This window comes from Nocardioides sp. GCM10027114 (assembly GCF_042659625.1).
Lineage (GTDB): Bacteria > Actinomycetota > Actinomycetes > Propionibacteriales > Nocardioidaceae > Nocardioides.
On the sequence record NZ_JBHSSS010000024.1, the window covers coordinates 1 to 20,698 of the forward strand.

22 protein-coding genes and 1 tRNA gene are annotated in these 20,698 nt (G+C 71.9%); 10 read left to right on the forward strand and 13 right to left on the reverse strand.

The genetic code is table 11. From position 1 onward, the window contains the following. The coding region (locus ACFP2E_RS12275) for a DUF222 domain-containing protein (RefSeq protein ID WP_378523445.1) at positions 1 to 1,052 on the reverse strand (1,052 nt) is incomplete at its 3' end. A gap of 711 nt (positions 1,053 to 1,763) precedes the next feature. On the opposite strand from ACFP2E_RS12275, the gene ACFP2E_RS12280 reads away from it, so the two are divergent. Beyond that, positions 1,764 to 1,836, forward strand: a tRNA-Arg gene (locus ACFP2E_RS12280). 83 nt (positions 1,837 to 1,919) lie between these two features. On the opposite strand, the gene ACFP2E_RS12285 is transcribed toward ACFP2E_RS12280, so the two are convergent. Next, entirely contained in the window at positions 1,920 to 2,822 is a 903-nt protein-coding gene (locus tag ACFP2E_RS12285; protein ID WP_378523446.1) for an LCP family protein, read from the reverse strand. Then, a complete protein-coding gene (locus tag ACFP2E_RS12290) occupies positions 2,819 to 3,448 on the reverse strand; it encodes a hypothetical protein (RefSeq protein WP_378523447.1) in 630 nt (209 codons plus the stop codon). The genes ACFP2E_RS12285 and ACFP2E_RS12290 overlap by 4 nt, the downstream gene beginning before the upstream one ends. Positions 3,449 to 3,584: 136 nt before the next feature. On the opposite strand from ACFP2E_RS12290, the gene ACFP2E_RS12295 reads away from it, so the two are divergent. Continuing rightward, positions 3,585 to 7,415, forward strand: coding sequence for a multifunctional oxoglutarate decarboxylase/oxoglutarate dehydrogenase thiamine pyrophosphate-binding subunit/dihydrolipoyllysine-residue succinyltransferase subunit (locus ACFP2E_RS12295; RefSeq protein ID WP_378523448.1), 3,831 nt, complete (start codon positions 3,585 to 3,587; stop codon positions 7,413 to 7,415). A gap of 15 nt (positions 7,416 to 7,430) precedes the next feature. Continuing rightward, positions 7,431 to 7,607 carry a DUF6104 family protein gene (locus ACFP2E_RS12300; protein WP_378523449.1) on the forward strand — a complete coding sequence of 59 codons (177 nt, stop codon included), beginning with the start codon at positions 7,431 to 7,433 and terminating at the stop codon, positions 7,605 to 7,607. Between the two features lie 73 nt (positions 7,608 to 7,680). On the opposite strand, the gene ACFP2E_RS12305 is transcribed toward ACFP2E_RS12300, so the two are convergent. The 4 genes from ACFP2E_RS12305 to ACFP2E_RS12320 form a co-directional block, all read right to left on the reverse strand. After that, the gene (locus tag ACFP2E_RS12305) at positions 7,681 to 7,989 is read right to left on the reverse strand and encodes a hypothetical protein (RefSeq protein ID WP_378523450.1); all 309 of its coding nucleotides are present in this window, start codon (positions 7,987 to 7,989) and stop codon (positions 7,681 to 7,683) included. A gap of 102 nt (positions 7,990 to 8,091) precedes the next feature. Continuing rightward, a complete protein-coding gene (locus tag ACFP2E_RS12310; RefSeq protein WP_378523451.1) occupies positions 8,092 to 8,394 on the reverse strand; it encodes a hypothetical protein in 303 nt (100 codons plus the stop codon). Positions 8,395 to 8,405: 11 nt separating this feature from the next. Next, positions 8,406 to 9,518, reverse strand: coding sequence for a fatty acid desaturase family protein (locus ACFP2E_RS12315; protein WP_378523452.1), 1,113 nt, complete (start codon positions 9,516 to 9,518; stop codon positions 8,406 to 8,408). Between the two features lie 38 nt (positions 9,519 to 9,556). Beyond that, on the reverse strand, positions 9,557 to 10,654 hold the full coding sequence (locus tag ACFP2E_RS12320; protein WP_378523453.1) for a ferredoxin reductase: 1,098 nt from the start codon (positions 10,652 to 10,654) through the stop codon (positions 9,557 to 9,559). Between the two features lie 138 nt (positions 10,655 to 10,792). On the opposite strand from ACFP2E_RS12320, the gene ACFP2E_RS12325 reads away from it, so the two are divergent. After that, positions 10,793 to 11,425: a TetR family transcriptional regulator gene (locus tag ACFP2E_RS12325; RefSeq protein WP_378523454.1), complete on the forward strand. Its 633-nt coding sequence runs from the start codon at positions 10,793 to 10,795 to the stop codon at positions 11,423 to 11,425. 22 nt (positions 11,426 to 11,447) lie between these two features. After that, positions 11,448 to 11,963 (forward strand): nitroreductase family deazaflavin-dependent oxidoreductase, encoded by a 516-nt coding sequence (locus tag ACFP2E_RS12330; RefSeq protein ID WP_378523455.1) that lies wholly within the window; start codon positions 11,448 to 11,450, stop codon positions 11,961 to 11,963. Positions 11,964 to 11,979: 16 nt separating this feature from the next. Here the strand turns inward: ACFP2E_RS12330 and ACFP2E_RS12335 are convergent, their stop codons facing one another. From ACFP2E_RS12335 to ACFP2E_RS12350, 4 genes are all read right to left on the reverse strand, one after another. Continuing rightward, positions 11,980 to 12,690 (reverse strand): SDR family oxidoreductase, encoded by a 711-nt coding sequence (locus ACFP2E_RS12335; RefSeq protein ID WP_378523456.1) that lies wholly within the window; start codon positions 12,688 to 12,690, stop codon positions 11,980 to 11,982. Beyond that, a complete protein-coding gene (locus ACFP2E_RS12340; protein WP_378523457.1) occupies positions 12,687 to 13,655 on the reverse strand; it encodes a zinc-binding dehydrogenase in 969 nt (322 codons plus the stop codon). Before ACFP2E_RS12340 ends, ACFP2E_RS12335 begins: the two co-directional genes overlap by 4 nt. A 10-nt stretch (positions 13,656 to 13,665) precedes the next feature. Next, positions 13,666 to 14,781: an NADP-dependent malic enzyme gene (locus tag ACFP2E_RS12345; RefSeq protein ID WP_378523640.1), complete on the reverse strand. Its 1,116-nt coding sequence runs from the start codon at positions 14,779 to 14,781 to the stop codon at positions 13,666 to 13,668. A 268-nt stretch (positions 14,782 to 15,049) separates the two neighbouring features. Continuing rightward, positions 15,050 to 15,415 (reverse strand): S24 family peptidase, encoded by a 366-nt coding sequence (locus ACFP2E_RS12350; protein WP_378523458.1) that lies wholly within the window; start codon positions 15,413 to 15,415, stop codon positions 15,050 to 15,052. Between the two features lie 54 nt (positions 15,416 to 15,469). Between ACFP2E_RS12350 and sodN the strand changes: the two genes are divergently transcribed. From sodN to ACFP2E_RS12365, 3 genes are all read left to right on the forward strand, one after another. After that, positions 15,470 to 15,871 carry a superoxide dismutase, Ni gene (gene sodN / locus ACFP2E_RS12355; protein ID WP_378523459.1) on the forward strand — a complete coding sequence of 134 codons (402 nt, stop codon included), beginning with the start codon at positions 15,470 to 15,472 and terminating at the stop codon, positions 15,869 to 15,871. A 158-nt stretch (positions 15,872 to 16,029) separates the two neighbouring features. Continuing rightward, complete coding sequence (locus ACFP2E_RS12360) at positions 16,030 to 16,437, forward strand: anti-sigma factor (protein WP_378523460.1); 408 nt, start codon at positions 16,030 to 16,032, stop codon at positions 16,435 to 16,437. 1 nt (position 16,438) lies between these two features. Further along, the gene (locus ACFP2E_RS12365) at positions 16,439 to 17,260 is read left to right on the forward strand and encodes an RNA polymerase sigma factor SigF (RefSeq protein ID WP_378523461.1); all 822 of its coding nucleotides are present in this window, start codon (positions 16,439 to 16,441) and stop codon (positions 17,258 to 17,260) included. On the opposite strand, the gene ACFP2E_RS12370 is transcribed toward ACFP2E_RS12365, so the two are convergent. Then, positions 17,257 to 17,655 (reverse strand): hypothetical protein, encoded by a 399-nt coding sequence (locus ACFP2E_RS12370; RefSeq protein WP_378523462.1) that lies wholly within the window; start codon positions 17,653 to 17,655, stop codon positions 17,257 to 17,259. The genes ACFP2E_RS12365 and ACFP2E_RS12370 overlap by 4 nt on opposite strands. A gap of 180 nt (positions 17,656 to 17,835) precedes the next feature. Between ACFP2E_RS12370 and ACFP2E_RS12375 the strand changes: the two genes are divergently transcribed. Beyond that, complete coding sequence (locus tag ACFP2E_RS12375) at positions 17,836 to 18,087, forward strand: WhiB family transcriptional regulator (RefSeq protein WP_325118023.1); 252 nt, start codon at positions 17,836 to 17,838, stop codon at positions 18,085 to 18,087. Positions 18,088 to 18,114: 27 nt separating this feature from the next. Here ACFP2E_RS12375 and ACFP2E_RS12380 read toward each other — a convergent pair whose 3' ends face one another. Beyond that, positions 18,115 to 19,605, reverse strand: a complete 1,491-nt coding sequence (locus ACFP2E_RS12380; protein ID WP_378523463.1) for a sensor histidine kinase — start codon at positions 19,603 to 19,605, stop codon at positions 18,115 to 18,117. A gap of 180 nt (positions 19,606 to 19,785) precedes the next feature. Here ACFP2E_RS12380 and ACFP2E_RS12385 point away from each other — a divergent pair, with 180 nt between their 5' ends. Continuing rightward, positions 19,786 to 20,637, forward strand: coding sequence for a DUF2785 domain-containing protein (locus tag ACFP2E_RS12385; protein WP_378523464.1), 852 nt, complete (start codon positions 19,786 to 19,788; stop codon positions 20,635 to 20,637). The last annotated feature ends 61 nt before the right edge of the window (positions 20,638 to 20,698 follow it).

Sequence of the window (20,698 nt, forward strand, 5' to 3'; positions counted from 1 at the left end):
TCGACCAGGTCCGCGAGCCGGTCGGGCACCTCGTAGGCCCCCACGGGCGCGCAGCCGGACGGATCGACCACCGGCTTCACGACGATCTGGGCGTCGGATGCCGCGAGCCAGGTCCGGATCTGGTCGCTGGTGATCGGGCAGCGGAGCCCCTCGACCCGGCCCAGCGGGCCGGTACCGACCACGGCGTCCTCGGACACGTGGATGACGAGGCTGATCCTGCGGCGGCGGGTGGGGCGTCGGTGCAGCCGCCGCGGAGAGCCTGACTCCGTCTCTTCCTCTTCGCCGCTGGTGAGGTCGAGGGTCTGCGCTCCGCGAGCGAGCTCTCCGACGGCTTTGGACCGGCGCACGTCCAGGGACTCGTCGGAGCCGAGGTGGCGGAGCTGGGTGGCGAGGTCGGCGACCGCGTGCTCGAGATCCATCGCGTCGGCGGCGTCGAGGACGCCGTGGACGTCGACGGTGCCGTCGAGGGTGGCCTGGTCGAGGTGGATGTCGAAGGACCGGTGGTCGGCCGCTCTGCCGAAGCGTTCCTGGGCCAGGTCGGGGTCGTGGCGGGCGATCGCCTCCTCGATGAGGTCCTTGATCTTGGTGGGCCCGATCTTGTGGGCGACGTGCGCGACGTGACGGTCCACGAACTCAGCTGCGGCGGGGTTGAGCGCGATGGTGTGGCGCGCGATGTGCCGGGCCCGCCAGGCCGGCAGGTCCCCGCGCACCACCCGTCGGTAGAGCCGCGGGAGCCGGTAGCGCACCTCGACCGCCTCACCCAGGTAGGCGCGGCCGGAGTCGGTGGACATGCCGAGCGAGGCGGCCCACTCGGCGACGCAGAACTCGGTGATCAGCGGGGTGCCCTCGCCGGCGATCGGGACCGCGGCCTCGGACCCGTCGAGCTCGAACCCCGCCGCTTCGACCAGCGACTCCGCGGGGTGCTGGACCGCCCACTCCACCGCAAGCTGCAGCAGCCGGGACTCCTGGGCGTTGGCCTCGCGCCGTGAGTCGCGGGCGGCAGCGAGCACCCCGGCCGGGGAGTCGAGGCTGTCGCACACGGTGGCTGCCATGGGACTACTCAAGCAGCGACCACCGACAGTCCCGGCCCGAAAAGCCCGCCGTTGAGGCCATCCGGGGAAAGAAGAAGGTAAAGAAATCGCAGACCGCAACCCGAGCCGGTGGTTGAGGTGCGAGGCGCCCCGGCGCCGAGCCTCGAAGCCCCGGAAGAGACGCAGGGCGCCGACCGTTGAAGTCGCTGGGTCTCGACGGGCTCGACCGGCGTGCGACAGCACCCTGCCGACCTCACCGGGTCTCGACGGGCTCGACCTCCGTACATCGCCGCCCTGCGTCGCTGGGTCTCGACGGGCTCGACCGGCGTGCGACAGCGCCCTGCCCACCGCACCGGGTCTCGACGGGCTCGACCGGCGTGGGTCGCTGCCCTGCCCACCGCGCCGGGTCTCGACGGGCTCGACCGGCTACATCGTTGCCCTGCGCACCTTCCGGGGTCTCGACGGGCTCGACCGGCTACATCGCCGCCCTGCCTCGGCTGCGGGGGTTTCGAGGCTCGCTCCGCTCGCACCTCAACCACCGGTGCCACCGGGTCTCGACGGGCTCGACCTCCGTGGGTCGCCGCCCTGCCGTCGCTGGGTCTCGACGGGCTCGACCTCCGTTGGTCACCGCCCTACCCACCTCACCGGGTCTCGACGGGCTCGACCACCGGGTTCGGCGTGACCGGTTTCGCGGGGGGTCGGCGGCGCCTGTATGGTTTCCCCGCACCACAGGCCTCCGTAGCTCAGGGGATAGAGCACTGGTTTCCGGTACCAGGTGCCGCAGGTTCGAATCCTGCCGGAGGCGCTTCACACAGACGCAGGACGGCGGGGCTCCGAGGAGCCCCGCCGTTCGTCATTTCCGGCCAGCCCCCGCCGCGCCGGGCTGCCTCAGCAGGAGCGCAGCGTGGCGTCGCGCCGGGCGTCGTTGCCGAGGCGGCGGGCCTGGGCGACGTTGGGCCGGACGATGCTGGCGCCACCGACGTTGCCGATCGAGCCACCGATCACGCAGGTGCGGATCTTGCCGGGCTCGACCTGGGAGACGAGCTGGGCGAGCTCGAAGAGCTCCGTCGGCCGGACGTTCGTGTGCAGGTGGGACATCACCGAGAGCACGCCGCGCTCCATGAAGCCCGGCCGGTCGGCGTTGGCGCGGATCTTGGCGTGGATGCCGCGCAGCACCCGCTGCTGGTTGGCCGAGCGGTCGAAGTCGCCGCCGGCGAGGTTCTTGCGGATCCGCGAGAACGCCATGGCGTCGTACCCGTTGAGGTGGATCCGGCCGCCCTTGAAGCCCTTGGGCCGCAGGTAGGGGTCGCTGAAGGGGCGCGGGTTGTTGACCTCGATGCCGCCGATCGCGGAGACCATGTCCTCGAAGAACGGGAAGCGGGTCACGAAGACGTAGTCGGGCTGGATCCCGACGAAGTTCCCGACGGTGCGGCCCTGGAGCTCGGGCCCGCCGAACGTCAGGGCGGCGTTGATCCGGTTGTAGCCGTGGCCCGGGATCGGGACCCACGAGTCGCGCGGGAAGCCGATGGCCGAGGCGGCACCGGTCCGGGTGTTGATGCCGACCAGCTGCAGCGCGTCGGCGCGCACCCGCAGCATGTTCTGCCCGGGCCGGGCGTCGGACCCGACGGCCAGGATCCAGACGACGGGGTCGTCGGCGTCGACGGCGGCTGCGCCGCGCAGCTTGACCAGCGACATCTCGGTCGACTTCACGGCCGAGTCGGGGACGACGAACGCCGCCGTCGCCAGGACGAGCGCCAGCACGGCCGAACGCATCACTCGGGTGGCCCTCATGCCACGGCCTCCTTCGTCACGTCGTAGCCGAACACCTTCCAGCCGCCTTCCTGGCGGGTCAGCATCAGCCGGCCCCGGACCCGAACCGTCCGCTCGATGTCGCCCTCGGTCCGGAAGGCGAGGCGGAAGCGGGCGGTGCCGGCGACGGCACGGCCGCCGGCGGCGAGCAGGTCGAGCTCGATCCGGCTCGCGGTCGGGGTGACACCGCTGATCTGGTCGCTGATCGGCTGGTTGGTCGTCAGCTTCCGGTCCCGGAAGGCGTCGGCACGGGCACCGCGGGTGAAGCCCGGGAAGGACTCGCGGAAACCGGTCCGCGGCCACTCTCCCCCGACGTACGCCTTGTCGAACCAGCGCTGGACCAGCCCGGTGACGGCCCGGGAGGCGCGCTGGCGCTGCTCCTTGTCGAGCCTGCCCGCCACGACGCCGACCGTCGTGCGGGTCTCGATCCGGAACTCCTCGGCGGTCTCCGTGGCCTGCGGCGACGCGGTCGGCGCGGGGTCCGCGGCGGGCTCGCCCCCGGAGCAGGCGCCGAGCGTCATCACCAGCGCCAGGCAGGCCACCACGAGCAGCCTCGGACGGGGTTGCGGGACGCCTCCCGGCACCCCGGATCGGCCGGTCGAACTCATGGTCTGGACTCCCTGTCGTGTCACGCTCGTTACACCCTGCCGGATCCGACCCCCTCCCCTGCGCATTTGCGCGGCGAGGGGACTAGCCTTGCGACTGACTCCAACCGCGCGCGTACCGGAAGAGGCGAACCAAGCCGTGCCGCAGCCCTCAGGCCACCAGTCCCCTTCAGAGCCTGCCCAGTCCTCCCCCGACTTCGGAGCCAACGAGTGGCTCGTCGAGGAGATGTACGAGCAGTACCGGAAGGACCCCGGAAGTGTCTCGCCCGAGTGGGCGCAGTACTTCAAGGCCAACGGTGCCGCGGCGAGCAGCAACGGTACGACGACACCCGACGCCGAGCAGAAGCCGGCCGCCACCGGGGCCGCGTCGGAGCAGCAGGCGGAGCAGAAGTCGGAGCAGAAGCCCGCCCCCTCGAAGGCCGCTGAGAAGGCGCCCGAGAAGTCCGCCGCGAAGGCCGCCGACAAGCCGGACACCGAGAGCCCCCGCCCGGTCGCCCGCCCCCGTCCCGCGGCCGCCGCCGCGGAGCCGGCCACCGGCGGCGGCAAGCCGGTCGCCAAGGACGCCCGACCCTCGGCCCCGGCCAAGGCCGACGACGAGCCGACGTACACGACGCTGCGCGGCATCCCCGCCGCCACTGCCAAGAACATGGACCTGTCGCTCAGCGTGCCCACCGCCACGTCGGTGCGGTCGCTGCCGGTCAAGCTGCTCTGGGACAACCGCACCGTCATCAACAACCACCTAGCCCGCGCCCGAGGCGGCAAGGTCTCCTTCACCCACCTCATCGGCTACGCGCTGGTGAAGGCGCTGCGGTCGATGCCGGAGATGAACAACTCCTACACCGAGAAGGACGGCAAGCCCACCATGGTGACGCCGGCCCACATCAACCTCGGTCTCGCCGTCGACCAGCAGAAGCCCGACGGCACCCGGCAGCTGGTCGTGCCGTCCATCAAGGGCTGCGAGTCCATGGACTTCGCCGGCTTCTGGACCGCCTACGAGGACCTGATCCGCAAGGCGCGCGACAACAAGCTGACGATGGACGACTACTCGGGCACCACGATGAGCCTGACGAACGTGGGCGGCCTGGGCACCAACCACCCGGTGCCGCGGCTGATGCCCGGGCAGGCCGTCATCGTCGGCGTGGGCGCCATGGAGTACCCCGCGGAGTGGCAGGGCGCCTCCCACGAGGCCATCGCCCGCAACGGCATCAGCAAGGTCATGACGCTGACGTCGACCTATGACCACCGCGTCATCCAGGGGGCGCAGTCCGGTGAGTTCCTCCGCAGGATCCACCAGCTGCTGCTCGGTGAGGACGGGTTCTACGACGAGATCTTCCGCTCGCTGCGGATCCCCTACGAGCCGATCCGCTGGGCGCAGGACATCGTCGCCAGCCACGACGACGACATCGTCAAGCAGGCCCGGATCCTCGAGCTGATCCACGCCTACCGGGTCCGCGGCCACATGATGGCCGACACCGACCCGCTGGAGTACCGCCAGCGCAGCCACCCCGACCTCGAGGTGGAGTCGCACGGCCTCACGCTGTGGGACCTCGACCGCGAGTTCGCGACCGGCTCGTTCGGTGGCGAGGGCCGCCGCTTCATGAAGCTGCGCAACATCCTCGGGATCCTGCGCGACTCCTACTGCCGCACCACCGGCATCGAGTACATGCACATCATGGACCCCGAGCAGCGCCGGTGGATCCAGGAGCGTGTCGAGCAGCCGCACACCAAGCCGCCCCGCGAGGAGCAGCTGCGGATCCTGCTGAAGCTCAACCAGGCCGAGGCCTTCGAGACCTTCCTGCAGACCAAGTTCGTCGGCCAGAAGCGCTTCAGCCTCGAGGGCGGCGAGACGACCATCCCGCTGATCGACGAGATCTGCGAGGCCGCCGCCGAGGCCGAGCTCGACGAGGTCACGATCGGCATGGCCCACCGCGGCCGCCTCAACGTGCTCGCCAACATCGTCGGCAAGAAGTACTCCCAGATCTTCCGGGAGTTCGAGGGCAACATCGACCCGCGCACCGTCCAGGGCTCTGGCGACGTGAAGTACCACCTCGGCGCCGAGGGCGAGTTCGTCGCGCAGACCGGCGACAAGATCAAGGTCTCCGTGGCCGCGAACCCGAGCCACCTCGAGGCCGTCGACCCGGTCCTCGAGGGCATCGCCCGGGCGAAGCAGGACATGCTCGACCGCGGCGTCGAGTACCCCGTCCTGCCGCTGCTCGTCCACGGTGACGCGGCCTTCGCGGGCCAGGGCGTGGTGGCCGAGACGCTGAACCTGTCGCAGCTGCGCGGCTACCGCACCGGCGGCACGATCCACGTGGTCGTCAACAACCAGGTCGGCTTCACCACCTCCCCCGGCTCGTCGCGCTCGTCGCTGTACTGCACCGACGTGGCCCGCATGGTCCAGGCGCCGATCTTCCACGTGAACGGCGACGACCCCGAGGCCTGCATCCGGGTGGCGCGGCTCGCGTTCGAGTACCGCCAGGCGTTCAACAAGGACGTCGTCATCGACCTCGTCTGCTACCGCCGCCGCGGCCACAACGAGGGCGACGACCCGTCGTACACCCAGCCGCTGATGTACGACCTCATCGAGCAGAAGCGCTCGGTCCGCAAGCTCTACACCGAGTCCCTCATCGGGCGTGGCGACATCACGCTCGAGGAGGCCGAGCAGGTGCTGAAGGACTACCAGCAGCAGCTCGAGCGGGTGTTCACCGAGGTCCGTGAGGCCAGCAACGAGGCGCCCACCGAGTGGACGACCGTCCCGGACTACCCGGAGAAGTCGGCCGCAGAGACCAGCACCGCTGTCGCGCCGGAGGTCCTCAAGCGGATCTCGGACGCCTACGTCACCCCGCCGGAGGGCTTCACTGTCCACCCGAAGGTGATGCCGCAGCTGCAGCGCCGCGCCGCCGCGATCACCGAGGGCCCGATCGACTGGGGCACCGCGGAGATCCTGGCGTTCGGCTCGCTGCTGATGGCCGGTCGTCCGGTCCGCCTCGCCGGCCAGGACTCGCGCCGCGGCACCTTCGTGCAGCGCTTCGCGACGATCATCGACCGCACGAACGCCGACGAGTGGACGCCGCTGGCCAACCTCTCCGAGGACCAGGCCAAGTTCTACGTCTACGACTCGCTGCTCTCCGAGTACGCCGCCCTCGGCTTCGAGTACGGCTACTCCGTGGCGCGTCCCGACGCGCTGGTGCTGTGGGAGGCCCAGTTCGGCGACTTCGTCAACGGCGCGCAGACCGTCATCGACGAGTTCATCACCTCCGGCGAGACGAAGTGGCGCCAGCAGTCCGGCGTGGTCCTGCTGCTCCCCCACGGCTACGAGGGCCAGGGCCCCGACCACTCGTCGGCCCGCATCGAGCGGTTCCTCACCATGGCCGCGGAGGACGCGTTCGTGGTGGCCCAGCCGTCGACCCCGGCGTCGTACTTCCACCTGCTGCGCCGCCACTCGCTCGGCGAGGAGCACAAGCCGCTGGTGGTGTTCACTCCGAAGTCGATGCTGAAGCGCAAGGAGGCCGCCTCGCAGCCGGCCGACTTCACCTCGGGCGACTTCCGGCCGCTGATCACCGACGCCCAGGCCGACCCGGAGAAGGTCGAGACGCTGCTGCTGTGCTCGGGCCGCGTCACCTGGGACCTCATGGTCGCCCGCAGCAAGCGCGACGACGCCGAGAAGTTCGCGATCGCCCGCGTCGAGCAGCTCTACCCGCGTCCGACCGAGGAGATCCACGACTACGTGGAGTCCTTCCCGAACCTCAAGCAGGTCCGGTGGGTCCAGGACGAGCCGCGCAACATGGGCCCGTGGCCGCACTACGCGCTCAACGTGTGGCCGGCGCTCGACGTGGACGTGGAGCCGGTGACCCGGCCGGCGTCGTCCTCGCCGTCGGTCGGCACGGTCAAGCGTCACCAGGAGGAGCAGAAGGCGCTGCTCGACCGCGCCTTCGCCCGTCCGACCGACCGGACCAGCACCGACTACTGAGCCGAAGGCACGACCGTGTACTTCACCGACCGCGGGATCGAGGAGCTCGAGAAGCGCCGGGGTGACGAGGAGGTCACCCTGGCGTGGGTCGCCGAGCGGCTGCAGGAGTTCACCGACACCCACCCGGAGTTCGAGGCGGCCGTGGAGCGGTTCGCCACGTGGCTGGCCCGTCTCGACGACCCCGAGGACTGAAGCGGGCCCGACCCCGGCCCCGGTCCGGGATCAGGGGTGAGGCACCGATCCCCCGGGGACCGGCGCCTCACGCTCACGCGATGGCGCGGACCTGCTGACTGGGTCGGCGCTGGTCGCGGGTCGTCCTTCGGCGGCGGGGTGCGGGGGGCCGCACGAAGGTGCCGGGATAGCAGGTGTTGCACAGGTGGACCAGCCGACCCAGGGTGTGTGCCTGGATGTCGTCGGCGTGGGTCAGGTCCACCGTGAGCAGGCACGCCGTGCGCCGGAACGCGCGGTCGACCTCCTCGATGATCCTGGGCCAACCGTTCTCGTCGAGCGCCCCCGTCAGCTCGAGAGTGCTCGTCCTCGCGTCGAAGTGCGAGTCGAAGGTCGTGTGCTCCATTGAGTCCTCGCTCGGTCGCTTCCCTCACCCATGACCCCCGAGGACTGTCACCTACCCGGGGCCACGTGACCCGAAACACACGCGGGCCAAAAAGGTCACGGCCTATCTGGACCAGTTGCGCCCCTCAACCTCCTGAAGGTGCTCGACCGGCCCGGCCCCGTGGTGGGCCCCGTGGTCGGCGGCGGCGCGGCGGGACGCGTCCCTGATCTCGTACAGCTCGGTCGCGAGCCCGCCGACCGCGCGCGCGACGTCGCGCACCGCGCCCGTCACGATCGAGGTCACCTGGCCGACCGTGACGGCTGCGGCCTCGACGGCGTCCTGGACGGCGTCCTTGCGGATCTCGCCGCGGGACAGGTGGTCGCGGCCGTGGGGCGGCGTACGTGCGTCGTCGTTCTGGCGCTCCATGTCCCCCATGGTCACGCAGCCCGCGAGGTCGCGGGAGCCGGGGCCGCGTCGCGGGACGGCCCGTCACCGCCGGCACCGCGGGTGGGCAGTGCCAGCCGGCAGATCTTGCGGGCCACGCTGCCGAGCTGGTGCCGCAGCGGCCCGGTGTTGTAGGCGAGCCCGTACCGCTCGCAGATCTCCCGCACCTCCGCGGCCACCTGCGGGTAGCGGCGGGCCGGCAGGTCCGGGAACAGGTGGTGCTCGACCTGGTGCGACAGGTTGCCGGTCAACACGTGGAAGAGCCGACCGCCGGTGATGTCGGCCGAGCCCAGCAGCTGCCGCAGGTACCACTGCCCCCGGGTCTCGTCGGCACACTCCTCCTCGGAGAAGGTCGCAACCCCCGCCGGGAAGTGGCCGCAGAAGATGATGTTGAACGCCCAGACGTTGCGGACGAGGTTGGCCAGGGCGTTGCCCGCGAGGGTCATGGGGAAGAGCGGCCCCGTGAGGGCCGGGAAGAGCAGGTAGTCCTTGAGCGCCTGCCGGCGGATCTTGCGGAGCAGCCCGCTGTGCAGGTGCCGGGTCTCCGCCCAGGTCTTCTCCCCCGCCCGGATCCGGTCGACCTCGAGGTCGTGCAGCGCGACGCCCCACTCGAAGAGCACCATCAGCAGGAATGCGTAGACCGGGTTGCCGAGGTAGTAGGGCCGCCATGGCTGGTCCTCGTCCATGCGGAGGACGCCGTAGCCGATGTCGCGGTCCTTGCCGAGGATGTTGGTGTAGGTGTGGTGGATGTAGTTGTGGGAGTACTTCCACTGCTCGCTGGGGCAGACCGTGTCCCACTCGTACATCCGCGAGCTCAGCGCCGGGTCGCCCATCCAGTCGTACTGGCCGTGCATCACGTTGTGGCCGATCTCCATGTTGTCGAGGATCTTGGAGACGCTGAGCGCTGCCACGGCCAGCGGCCAGGCGGGCGGCAGGTAGAACAGCGCCCGGCCGGCGACCTCGAGGCCGCGCTGGTACTTCACGACACGACGGATGTACGCCGCGTCCTCCTCGCCGAGGTCGTCGATGATCCGGCGCCGAAGGGCGTCCAGCTCCTCGCCGAAGGCCTCGAGCTGGTCGGGGGTGAGCACGGGTGTGGCAGTCATGGGGGTCCTCTCGGGTGTCGTGGGGCGCCGGCGCGGAGTCAGAGCTCGACGACGCAGTCGCCGACGGGGGCGGAGACGCAGATGCGGACGTCCTCGTCCGGCAGCGAGGACTCCTCGCCGGTGAGGACGTTGCGGACGGTTCCCTCGCGCTTGCGCGAGGTGCAGGAGAAGCAGATGCCCATGCGGCAGCCGGACTCGGGCGTGAGGCCGGCGGACTCGGCCTGCTCGAGCAGCGTGGCGCCGCTGTTGCCGGCCGAGTGACCGCTGCGGGCGAAGGAGACCCGCCCGCCGGCCTCGGTGGCTCCGGACCGGGGCGGCCGGAAGAGCTCCAGCCGCAGCGCGTCGGAGCCGTCGTACGCCGCGCGGAGGGCGTCGACCAGGGGCTCGGGCCCGCAGCCCCAGGCCGGCACGTCGCGGTAGCCGGGGACGTGGCGCTCCAGCCAGGCAGGCGACAACGCGGGGTCCCCGAGCTCGGGGCGGAGCAGGTGGACGTCGATGCCGTGCCCGGACCGCGCGATCGCCGCGAGCTCGTCGGCATAGATCTGGTGCCGGGGGCTGCGGGCGTAGTGGACGAACGTGACGCGCCCGCGGTGGGTTCGCCGCTGCAACGAGCGCAGCATCGACATCACGGGCGTGATGCCGGAGCCGCCGGACACGAGCAGGATGCGCTCGGGCACGTGGTCGGGCAGCACGAAGTCGCCCTGCGCCTGGGACAGGTGCAGCACGGTGCCGGGCCGGGCGCGCTCGGCGAGGAACCGCGAGACGCCCCGGCCCGGTGGCGCGTCCGGGTTGGCGCGGACCGTGAGCGTGAAGCGGTCCCCGGGGCCGGACTCGGGGCTGGAGATGCTGAAGACGCGGACGAGGCGGCGACCTCCGGTCCCGTCGTCGGGCTCGACGCCGACCTGGACGTGCTGCCCGGCGCGGTGCCCGCGCCAGGTCGACGACGGCTGCAGCGTCAGCGTGGTGACCACCGGCTCGCCGGGCACGGCCACCTCCCGGTGCGCGTCGACCACGCGGGCGCGCACCTCGTGGGCGGCCCACAGCGGGTTGAGCTGCTCCAGGTACCGGTCGACCCCGTGGGGCGACGTCAGCGCCGCCACCACCGGGGACCGCAGGATCGCACCGGCCAGACCCATCGCGCCTCCTCAGTTCGAGTGAACATTCGTTCACTCGCGAGTCTTCACGCGCCGCGTCCGTCCGTCAACAGCGACTCCACGTGATGCCAGCCACGCCTGACGCTGCGGTGCACGACCGTGCACCACTACGATCGACACGTGAGCCAGCCCGCGGAGCCAGCCGCCAGCCGCGTCGACCGCAAGGAGCGGACCCGTCGGGCGATCCTCGACGCCGCGCTGGCGCTGTCGCGCGAGGGCACCTTCGCGGCGCTCTCGCTGCGGCAGGTGGCCAAGCAGGTCGGCATCGTGCCCGCCGGCTTCTACCGGCACTTCGCCTCCCTCGACGACCTCGGCCTGGCGCTGGTCGACGAGTCGTTCGCCTCGCTGCGCGCGGTGCTCCGCGACGTACGCCGCCGCGGCCCCGCGTTCGAGGAGATGATCGACGCCTCGCTCGACGTCCTCGTCGAGCACGTCCGCGCCCGTCGCGACCACTTCGCGTTCATCGCGCGCGAGCGGCTCGCCGGACCACCCGTCGTGCGCGACGCGATCGCGCACCAGATCGAGCTCTTCGAGCGGGAGCTCGCCGTCGACCTGGCCCGGGTGCCGGGCACGGAGGAGTGGTCCGCGGAGGACCTCCACGTCCTGGCCGACCTGCTGGTCACCCAGGTGGTGGCGACGGCCGAGCAGATCGTGGCCGTCCGGCCGGGGGCCGAGCAGGAGCTGGTGGCGCGGGCCCGCACCCAGCTGCGGATGGTGCTGGTCGGCGCGCTCCACTGGAGGTCCCGGCCCTGACCTGCTGCTAGGTTCCCCGGCCATGGGTCTCGCCGAGCAGCTCGACTACCACCATGCCCCGCCGAACCCGTTCCAACGGGGCGTGCAGCGGTTTGCCTCGACCCGGGCGGGCGCATGGACCTTCTCGAAGTCGCTGCGCCACCTCGACCGGGCGGTGTCGCGCCTGACCGGCGGCCGGACCAGCGCGCCGCGGCTGCTCGCCGGGCTCCCCGTGCTGCGACTCACGACCACCGGCCGCAAGTCGGGGCAGCCGCGCGACACCTTCCTGATCTCGGTGCCGGTGGGCGACACGCTGGCGCTGCTCGGCACCAACTTCGGGCAGCCGTCGACGCCCGCCTGGGTCCTCAACCTCGAGGCCGAGCCGCGGGCCCGGGTGGTCCACCGCGGCCGGGTGCTCGACGTCGTCGCCCGACCCGCCGACGAGGCCGAGCGGGCCACCGTCGTGGCCAACGCGGCCGGCATCTACGGCGGCTACCTGAAGTACCAGGAGCGGATCACGACCCGCCGGCTGCGGATCTTCGTGCTCGACCCCGCCTGATCTGGCTCAGGGCACGTCAGCGCGGGCGCGGCCTCACCACGACCTCGGGGATGACCGAGTCGCCGGGCAGGTCGAGCACGTGCAGGATGCTGGCGGCCACCGTCGCGGGGTCGCTCCACTGCCCGGCGTCGTACTCCTTGCCCTCCTGGGCATGCACCTTCTCCTGCATCGAGGTGGCGGTGCGGCCCGGGTAGACCGTCGTCACCCGGAGGCCGTTCGCCTGCTCCTCGCCGCGCAGCGCGTCGGCCAGGGCGCGCAGCCCGAACTTGGAGGCGGCGTACGCCGACCAGCCGGGATGGGCGTTCAGGCCCGCCCCGGAGTTGACGAAGACGACCGTCCCACGGGCGGCGCGCAGCGCGGGCAGCGCGGCCTGCGTGAGCAGGGCCGGTGCCGTCAGGTTGACGTCGAGCTGACGCTGCCAGCGCTCGCGGTCGAGCTCGGCCACAGGCTCGAGATCGACCACCCCGGCGGCGTGGACCACCGAGTCGAGCCGGTCGGGCAGCTCGGTCGTGGCCAGCGCACGCTCGACGCCGGCGGGGGCCGCGAGGTCGGCGACGAGGCAGGACGCGCCCGGGAACGCGCGCTCGAGGTCGGCGGCGCGCTCGTGGCTGCGGGCGACGAGCAGCAGCCGGTCACCGCGCTCGTGCAGCACCCGCGCGAGCGCCTCGCCGATGCCGGAGCCGGCGCCGGTGATCAGGTGGGTGCGGGGCTGGTCGGCGCCACTCATCGGGTGAACACCACCTTCCCGAAGACGTCGCCCTCCGCCATGGCCGCGAAGCCCTCGCGGGCCCGGTCCATCGGCAGGGTGCGGTCGACCAGGGGCCGGGTGCCGGTGGCGTCGAGCATGGTCACCAGCGACGCGAGCTCGTCGCGGGTGCCCATGGTCGAGCCGATGACCTGGAGCTGGAGGAAGAAGATCCGGGTCAGCTCGGCGTCGTCGAGCTTCGGGCCCGACGTGGTGCCGCTGATGACGATCTTGCCGCCGGGACGCACCGACCGGATCGAGTGGGACCAGGTGGCCCGGCCGACGGTCTCCATGACGGCGTCGACCTTGACCGGCAGCCGCTCGCCCGACTCGAAGACGTCGTGCGCCCCGATCTCCAGCGCACGCTTGCGCTTGGTGTCGTCGCGACTGGTGGCGAGCACGCGCAGCCCGCCGGCCCGCGCCAGCGTGATCAGCGCCGTGGCGACGCCGCCGCCGGCCCCCTGGACGAGGACCGTGTCGCCGGCCTTGAGCCCGCCCTGGGTGAAGAGCATCCGGTAGGCGGTCAGCCACGCCGTCGGCAGGCAGGCCGCCTCCTCGAACGACATCGACGCCGGCTTCGGCACCACGTTGCGACGGGGTACCACGACCTTGTCGGCGAAGGTGCCCTGGTGGCGCTCCGAGAGCAGCGAGCGCCGCGGGTCGAGGGTCTCGTCGCCCACCCATGAGGGGTCGCTGATCACCGCGTGGACGACGACCTCGTTGCCGTCCTCGTCGAGCCCGGCCGCGTCGCAGCCGAGGATCATCGGCAGCGCCTCCTCGCGCAGCCCGACGCCCCGCAGCGACCACAGGTCGTGGTGGTTGAGGGAGGCCGCCTTCACGGTCACCGTGGTCCACCCGTCGGGGGCCTCCGGGTCCGGGCGCTCCCCCACCACCAGGCCGGCCAGCGGGTCGTCGGTCGAGAAGGACTCTGCGTAGACGGCGAACATGGAGCCGACCCTAGCGGCGCGCGACGCCGTCGCGACGGGCTGCCTCGGCGACCGCCCTCGACACCGCCGGGCCCACCCGCGGGTCGAACGGCGACGGGATGATCAGGTCCTCGGCGAGGTCGTCGCCGACCAGGTCCGCCAGCGCCTCCGCGGCCGCGATCTTCATGCCCTCGGTGATCGCCGTGGCATGGGTGTCGAACGCGCCCCGGAAGATGCCGGGGAACGCGAGCACGTTGTTGATCTGGTTGGGGAAGTCCGACCGGCCGGTGGCGACCACCCGTGCGTGGCGGTGAGCCACGTCGGGGTGCACCTCGGGGTTCGGGTTGGCGAGACCGAAGATGATCGCGTCGTCGGCCATCGAGGCGACGACCTCCTCCGGGACGGTGCCGCCGGAGACGCCGATGTAGACGTCGGCGCCGGCCATCACGTCGGCCAGCGAGCCGGTGCGGCCGAACTTGTCGGCGGTGTCGCGGGCGAGCGACTCCTTCACGGCCGTGAGGTCGGCGCGCTCGGTGTTGAGCACGCCCTTGCGGTCGAGCACGGCGATGTCGCGGACGCCGGCCTCGAGCAGGATCCGGGCGACGGCCACGCCGGCGGCGCCGGCGCCGGAGATCACGACCCGGGTCGTGGCTGCGTCGCGCCCGGTGAGCACCAGCGCGTTCTTGAGGGCCGCGAGCGCCACCACGGCGGTGCCGTGCTGGTCGTCGTGGAAGACGGGGATCGACAACCGCTCCTTGAGGCGGTCCTCGATCTCGAAGCAGCGCGGGGCCGAGATGTCCTCGAGGTTGATCCCGCCGAAGCTCGGCGCGAGCCGGGCCACGGTCTCGATGATCTCGTCGACATCGGTGGTGTCGAGGCAGATCGGGACGCCGTCGACGCCGCCGAACGCCTTGAACAGCACGGCCTTGCCCTCCATCACGGGCATGGCCGCGGCCGGGCCGATGTCACCCAGGCCGAGCACGGCGGTGCCGTCGGTGACGATCGCGACCGTGTTGGGCACCCAGGTGTAGTGCTGGGTCAGCGACGGGTCCTCGGCGATCGCCTCGCAGACCCGGGCGACGCCCGGGGTGTAGGCGAGCGAGAGCTCGTCGCGGCCGGTGAGAGCCACGGTCGCCCGCGTCTCCATCTTGCCGGCTACGTGGAGGTCGAACACGGGGTCCCCTGCGAAGGGGTGCACGCGGGCGTTCTCGGTCGCGGACGCAGCCGCGTCGCGGGGGGTCGTGCCGGAGAGGTCCGTGTCGTGCTCGGGGTCCACCATCACCTCCGTGTCAGTGCGACCCGATGGCCGCCGGATCACGAGCATGGCACAGCAGACCCGCTCAACTGCGGCCGTCCGAGCATGCGGACGAGTGACCCTTGTCGCTCCCCCGCGCGCCGCGGCGACCGCCGGATCCTCAGAGCAGCCGCGGACGCGGCCACACGCGTGCCAGCACCACGGCGAGCACGTCGGCGTCGGGCACCGGGCCGCGGTGGCGCGAGTCCACGCCGCGGTCGGGGTCGTCGCTCACCAGCCACCAGGCCGGGGCCCCGGTCCGCGTCGGACGGCGCTCGACGGCCCGCTTCACGGCGAGCGTGCCGTCGACGAAGCGGGCCAGAACCAGCGCGTCCTCGCGCACCGGCGCGGCGTACCGCACGAGAAGCCGGTCCCCCGGCGCCAGCGTGGGTCGCATCGAGTCCCCGGTGACCCGCGCGAGACCGACCGGACCGTGTGGCCGGGCTCCCGACGGGTACGACGAGCCCGCAGGTGGGGGGTGTGGCACGCGGAGTAGTGTCGCAGCCCTGACCCCCTGTTCCCCACACGAGAGGACTCACGGATGCTCGCGAACCTGTTCGCCCCGACCGTCGAGGTGTCCGCGCACTGCGACCTGCCGTGCGGCGTCTACGACCCCGCCCAGGCCCGCATCGAGGCCGAGTCGGTCAAGGCGATCATCGGCAAGCTCGCCGACAACGACGACCCCGACTTCCGCACCCGCGCGGTCCTGATCAAGGAGCAGCGCTCGGAGCTGGTCAAGCACCACCTGTGGGTGCTGTGGACCGACTACTTCAAGCCGCCGCACTTCGAGAAGTACCCGCAGCTCCACACGCTGTTCAACGAGGCCACGAAGCTCGCCGGCGCCGCCGGCACCAAGGGCTCGATGGACGCCTCGCAGGCCGACGAGCTCCTCGCGAAGATCGACGAGATCGCGGAGATCTTCTGGGAGACCAAGAAGGGCTGAACGAAGTGAAGCGCTTCGGGCCTCAGGAGGACTGAGCGAAGCGAAGTCTTCACCAGTCCACGGTGAGACATGACGGGTCGGCCGTCGGGTACACCACCTGACGGCCGACCCCGACTAGTCTCGGACCGCACCGCACGACCGACGAAGGGCAGCACCCCATGGCAGAGACCGCATCCCACGGCCAGCGCGCGGACGTCGAGCTGCGTCTGCCCGCGGACAGCGCCTTCGTGTCCGTGCTGCGCACCACCACAGCCGGCCTCGCGGCACGTCTCGACTTCCCGATCGACGACATCGAGGACCTGCGGATCGCCGTCGGTGAGGCGTGCGCGATGGTCCTGCCGGAGGCCGACCCGGGCTCCGACCTGGTGTGCAGCTTCTTCATGGCCCCGGGCTCGCTGACCGTCCGGGTCCAGGTCACCGCCGCGTCGCCGGCCACACCCGACTACGACAGCTTCGCGTGGCAGGTGCTCAGCACCCTCGCGACCCGCGCCGACGCCGACGCCGCCGGCGGTTCGTTCGCCGTCAGCATCACCATGCAGCCGCAGACCTCGGGCGCCGGCCTCTGAGATGGCCACCGACCTGACGCGGGACGACGGGTCTCTCGTCGAGGAGGCGCCGCCGCAGGGCATCGAGGCGACCCGGCGCCGCAGCGCCGAGCTCTTCGAGGCGCTGCACGACGACGCCCGCAGCCAGGCCGAGCGCGACCAGGCGCGCACCGACCTCATCCACCTCCACCTGCCGCTGGTCGAGCACTGCGCCCGACGCTTCCGCAACCGCGGGGAGCCGTTCGAGGACCTCGTCCAGGTCGGCACGATCGGGCTCATCAAGTCGATCGACCGGTTCGACGGCTCCCGCGGCGTCGAGTTCTCGACGTACGCGACGCCGACGATCATCGGCGAGATCAAGCGCTACTTCCGCGACAAGGGCTGGGCGATCCGCGTCCCGCGGCGGCTCCAGGAGCTGCGGATGCAGATCGGGACCGCCACCGCGGAGCTGACCCAGGCGCTGGGCCGCTCCCCCACGCCGCGCGAGCTGGCCGACAAGATCGGCGTCTCCGTGGAGGAGATCGTCGAGGGCATCGAGTCGAGCAACGCCTACTCCACGCTCTCGCTCGACGCGAGCGACGACCACGACGACAGCCCGACGACGATGCTCGACGCGCTCGGCGTCGAGGACGTCAACCTCGCCCACGTCGAGATCCGCGAGTCACTGAAGCCGCTGCTCGACAAGCTGCCGGCGCGGGAGAAGAAGATCCTGCTGCTGCGGTTCTTCCGCAACATGACGCAGTCCCAGATCGCCGAGGAGATCGGGGTCTCGCAGATGCACGTCTCCCGGCTGCTCAACCGCACCCTCGAGCAGCTGCGCGCCTCGCTCGAGGAAGCGCGCTAGCGCGCCGCCGGGTCCTCGTCGGCCGCCAGCGCCTCGACGCTCGCCGGGTGGAGCAGACCGGCCAGCACGACCAGCGCGACGACCGCCAGTGCCACCGCGATCAGGGTGGTCTCGCCGCCGCGGAAGTTCCACGCCACGCCGAGCTGGATCAGCTGTGCCAGGGCCAGCGGGCTGCGCGCCCACGACCGGCCCCGGGTGAGCTGCTGCGCGCAGACGAGCAGGCCGACGCCGTACACGGCGAAGAAGACCGTCGTGGTGAGCCCGACCATCAGCCGGTCAGTGTTCGTGCTCGCCCCCTCCAGCACCGCGAGCATCAGCAGCATCGCGCCCTCGACGGCGACCAGCGAGGCGGCCACGAGCAGGGGTGCGGGATTGTCGGCGGTACGCTGCGTCACGTCGTCCAGCCTACGGACCGGTCGCTGTGATGCATGTGACCACCCCAAGGGGTTGTTTCACGTTCCAAAAGTTGGGACGCTGAACCCTCGTTCGTGCCTGGTGTGCCCTCGGCCTGCCCCTGTGGTCTCGAACCTCAGTCCCCCGTGTGCCCAGCGAAGGAAAGTAGGGATCCCCCAGCCATGGATTGGCGCCACCGTTCCGCATGCCTCGAAGAGGACCCGGAGCTGTTCTTCCCGATCGGCAACACCGGTCCTGCCATCCTCCAGATCGAGGAGGCCAAGCAGGTGTGCCGTCGCTGTGAGGTGCGCGAGCAGTGCCTCGCGTGGGCGCTCGAGGCTGGTCAGGACCACGGCGTGTGGGGTGGCCTCAGCGAGGACGAGCGTCGTGCGCTGAAGCGCCGCAACGCCCGGGCCCGCGTCCGCACCGCCTGAGCCGCCCCCGCTCCCCGGGTACCCGGCTCACTCCGCCGGCACGTCCACGACGACCCGCGTCCCGCGTCCGCCGGGCGCGGCACCGATCTCCAGCAGGCCACCGAGCTCCGACTCCACCAGGGTCCGGACGATCGACAGTCCCAGCGTGCTCGAGGCCTCGAGGTCGAAACCGTCCGGCAACCCGCGGCCGTCGTCCTCGATGGTGACCCGGAGCCGGCCCACGAGCCGGATCGGGGACAGGCGGATGCTGCCGGTGCCGCCCCGGGTCCCTGCGTCGACGTCGCCCTCAGGGTAGCCGTGCTCGACGGCGTTCTGCAGCACCTCGGTCAGCACCATCGCGAGAGCGGTGGCGGAGTCGGAGGCGAGCACCCCGAAGGAGCCCTCCCTGCGGACCCGGACGCCACCGGCCACGGCGCTGACCTCGGTCACCATCTCGGCCAGCCGGTCGGCGACCTCGTCGAACTCGACGTGCTCGGCGACGGCCTGGCTGAGCATCTCGTGGACGATGGCGATCGAGCCGACGCGGCGTACGGCCTCCTCCAGCGCGGCGCGGGCCGTCCCCGAGTCGATCCGGCGCGCCTGGAGACGCAGCAACGCCGCCACCGTCTGCAGGTTGTTCTTGACCCGGTGGTGGATCTCCCGGATCGTCGCGTCCTTGGTCACCAGCTCGCGGTCCCGGCGCCGCAGGTCGGTGACGTCGCGGACCAGGACCAGCGCGCCGATCCGGTCGCCCTGGGGCCGCAGCGGGATCGAGCGGACGATGAGCGAGACCTCGTCGGTGCCGAGCTCGGTGTCGCGGTGCGCGCGACCGCCGAGGACCGCACTCAGCGTCTCCTCGTCAGGGCGGCGGCGCGGAGGCACCAGCGCCCGCGTGGTCTCCGCCAGGCCGAGCCCGGCGAGGTCGCCGGACAGGCCCAGCCGTCGGAACACCGAGAGCGCGTTGGGGCTGGCGTAGACCACCTTCCCCGCCGCGTCGACCCGCACGAAGCCGTCGCCCACGCGCGGTGAGTCGGCGTGGTCGCTGCGCTGGCCCGCGGCCGGAAAGAGGCCGTGCGCGATCATCTGGGTCAGGTCCGCGGCGGTCTGGAGGTAGGACAGCTCGAGACGGCTGGGCGTCCGCACCCCCAGCAGGTTGGTGTTGCGCGCCACCACCGCGATGACGCGGTCGCCGCGGCGGACCGGGATCATCTCCACCCGCACCGGGACGTGGTCACGCCACTCGGGGTCGCCCTCGCGGACCAGCCGACCCTGCGCCCAGGCCGCGTCGAGGAGCGGGCGCCGGCCGGCGGGCACGAAGGTGCCGACGATGTCGTCGACGAACGCCGTGGGGCCGGTGGTGGGACGCATCTGGCCGCCCGCCCAGAACCCGCGACCCTCGCTGTCGGGCAGCCACAGCACCAGGTCGGCGAACGACAGGTCGGCGATGATCTGCCAGTCCGCCTGGAGCAGCTGCAGCCACGCGACGTCCTCGTCGTCGAGGTCCGTGTGGCTGCGGACCAGCTCGGTCAGGGTGGGCACGGTGGCCAGCGTAGGCGGTGCGTCACAGCCGTCGCGGCGGCCCTCGGAACGCGCCCGGGGGCGGGTGCTGCGGGAGGCCTCGCGACGTCTCCGCAGGTCAGGCGGCATGGGGCCTCCGCGGTGGTCCCGCGGGCCCGACCAGCCTGCGCGACGCCCCGCGGCGGCTGGCAGGATGGAGCCATGTCCGGGTCGTACTGGAAGCAGGTGGTCGAGCGCGGCTTCGGCGTGCCTGCCGACCGCCCGCTGGACGACCTGACCGCCGAGCTGACCCGGATGCTCGGCTCGACCGACCCCCGGCTGCGCGACGAGACGGCCTACCCCGCCCTCGCCACCTGGACCGACCGGGGCGTCTACGACGACCTGCTGTCCGGCCTCGGTGACGGCATGGCCGCAGGACTCGACGTCGGCCTCGGTGAGCAGGGCACCGACACCGTGTTCCGGCGCAGCTTCTCGGTGCTGATCCTCGGAGAGTGCGTCGCCCGCGACAACAGCGCAGGCGGACTGGTGCCGCCCGACAAGCTGCTGGAGTGGGGCGACCACATCGCCACCTGGTACCTCCGTGAGAAGGACCTGCGCGGCTACGTCCCCGGCAAGGGGTGGGCGCACGCGGTCGCGCACGGCGCCGACGCGCTCGGGACGCTGGCCGAGTCCCCCCACCTGCGCACCCCCGAGCTGACCGTCATCCTCGACGTGATCGCCGACCGGCTGACGCTGCCGGTCGACGCGCTGTTCAGCCACGGCGAGCCCGACCGGATGGCGGCCGCCACCATGAGCGTGCTGCGGCGCAACCTCGTGCCGCTGCGGGTCCTCGAGCCCTGGGTGGCCCGGGTCGCCGGCGCGGCGCTGCGGCGGCGCCAGGAGGCCGACCAGGATCCCTTCCTGCTGACCGGCAACGCCCAAGCCTTCCTGCGGGCGCTCTACCTCCAGCTCGCGCTCGCCCCGCGCCCCCCGGAGGCGCGCTCCGACCTGCTGCTCGTTCTGGTCGACTCCCTCAAGCGGACCAACCGCCACTACCTCGCGCCCACCCCCTGACCCCGGCCTGACCCCGGCCGGAACGGGGTGCCGCGGCCGCGACGGCGTACCTGTGAGTAGC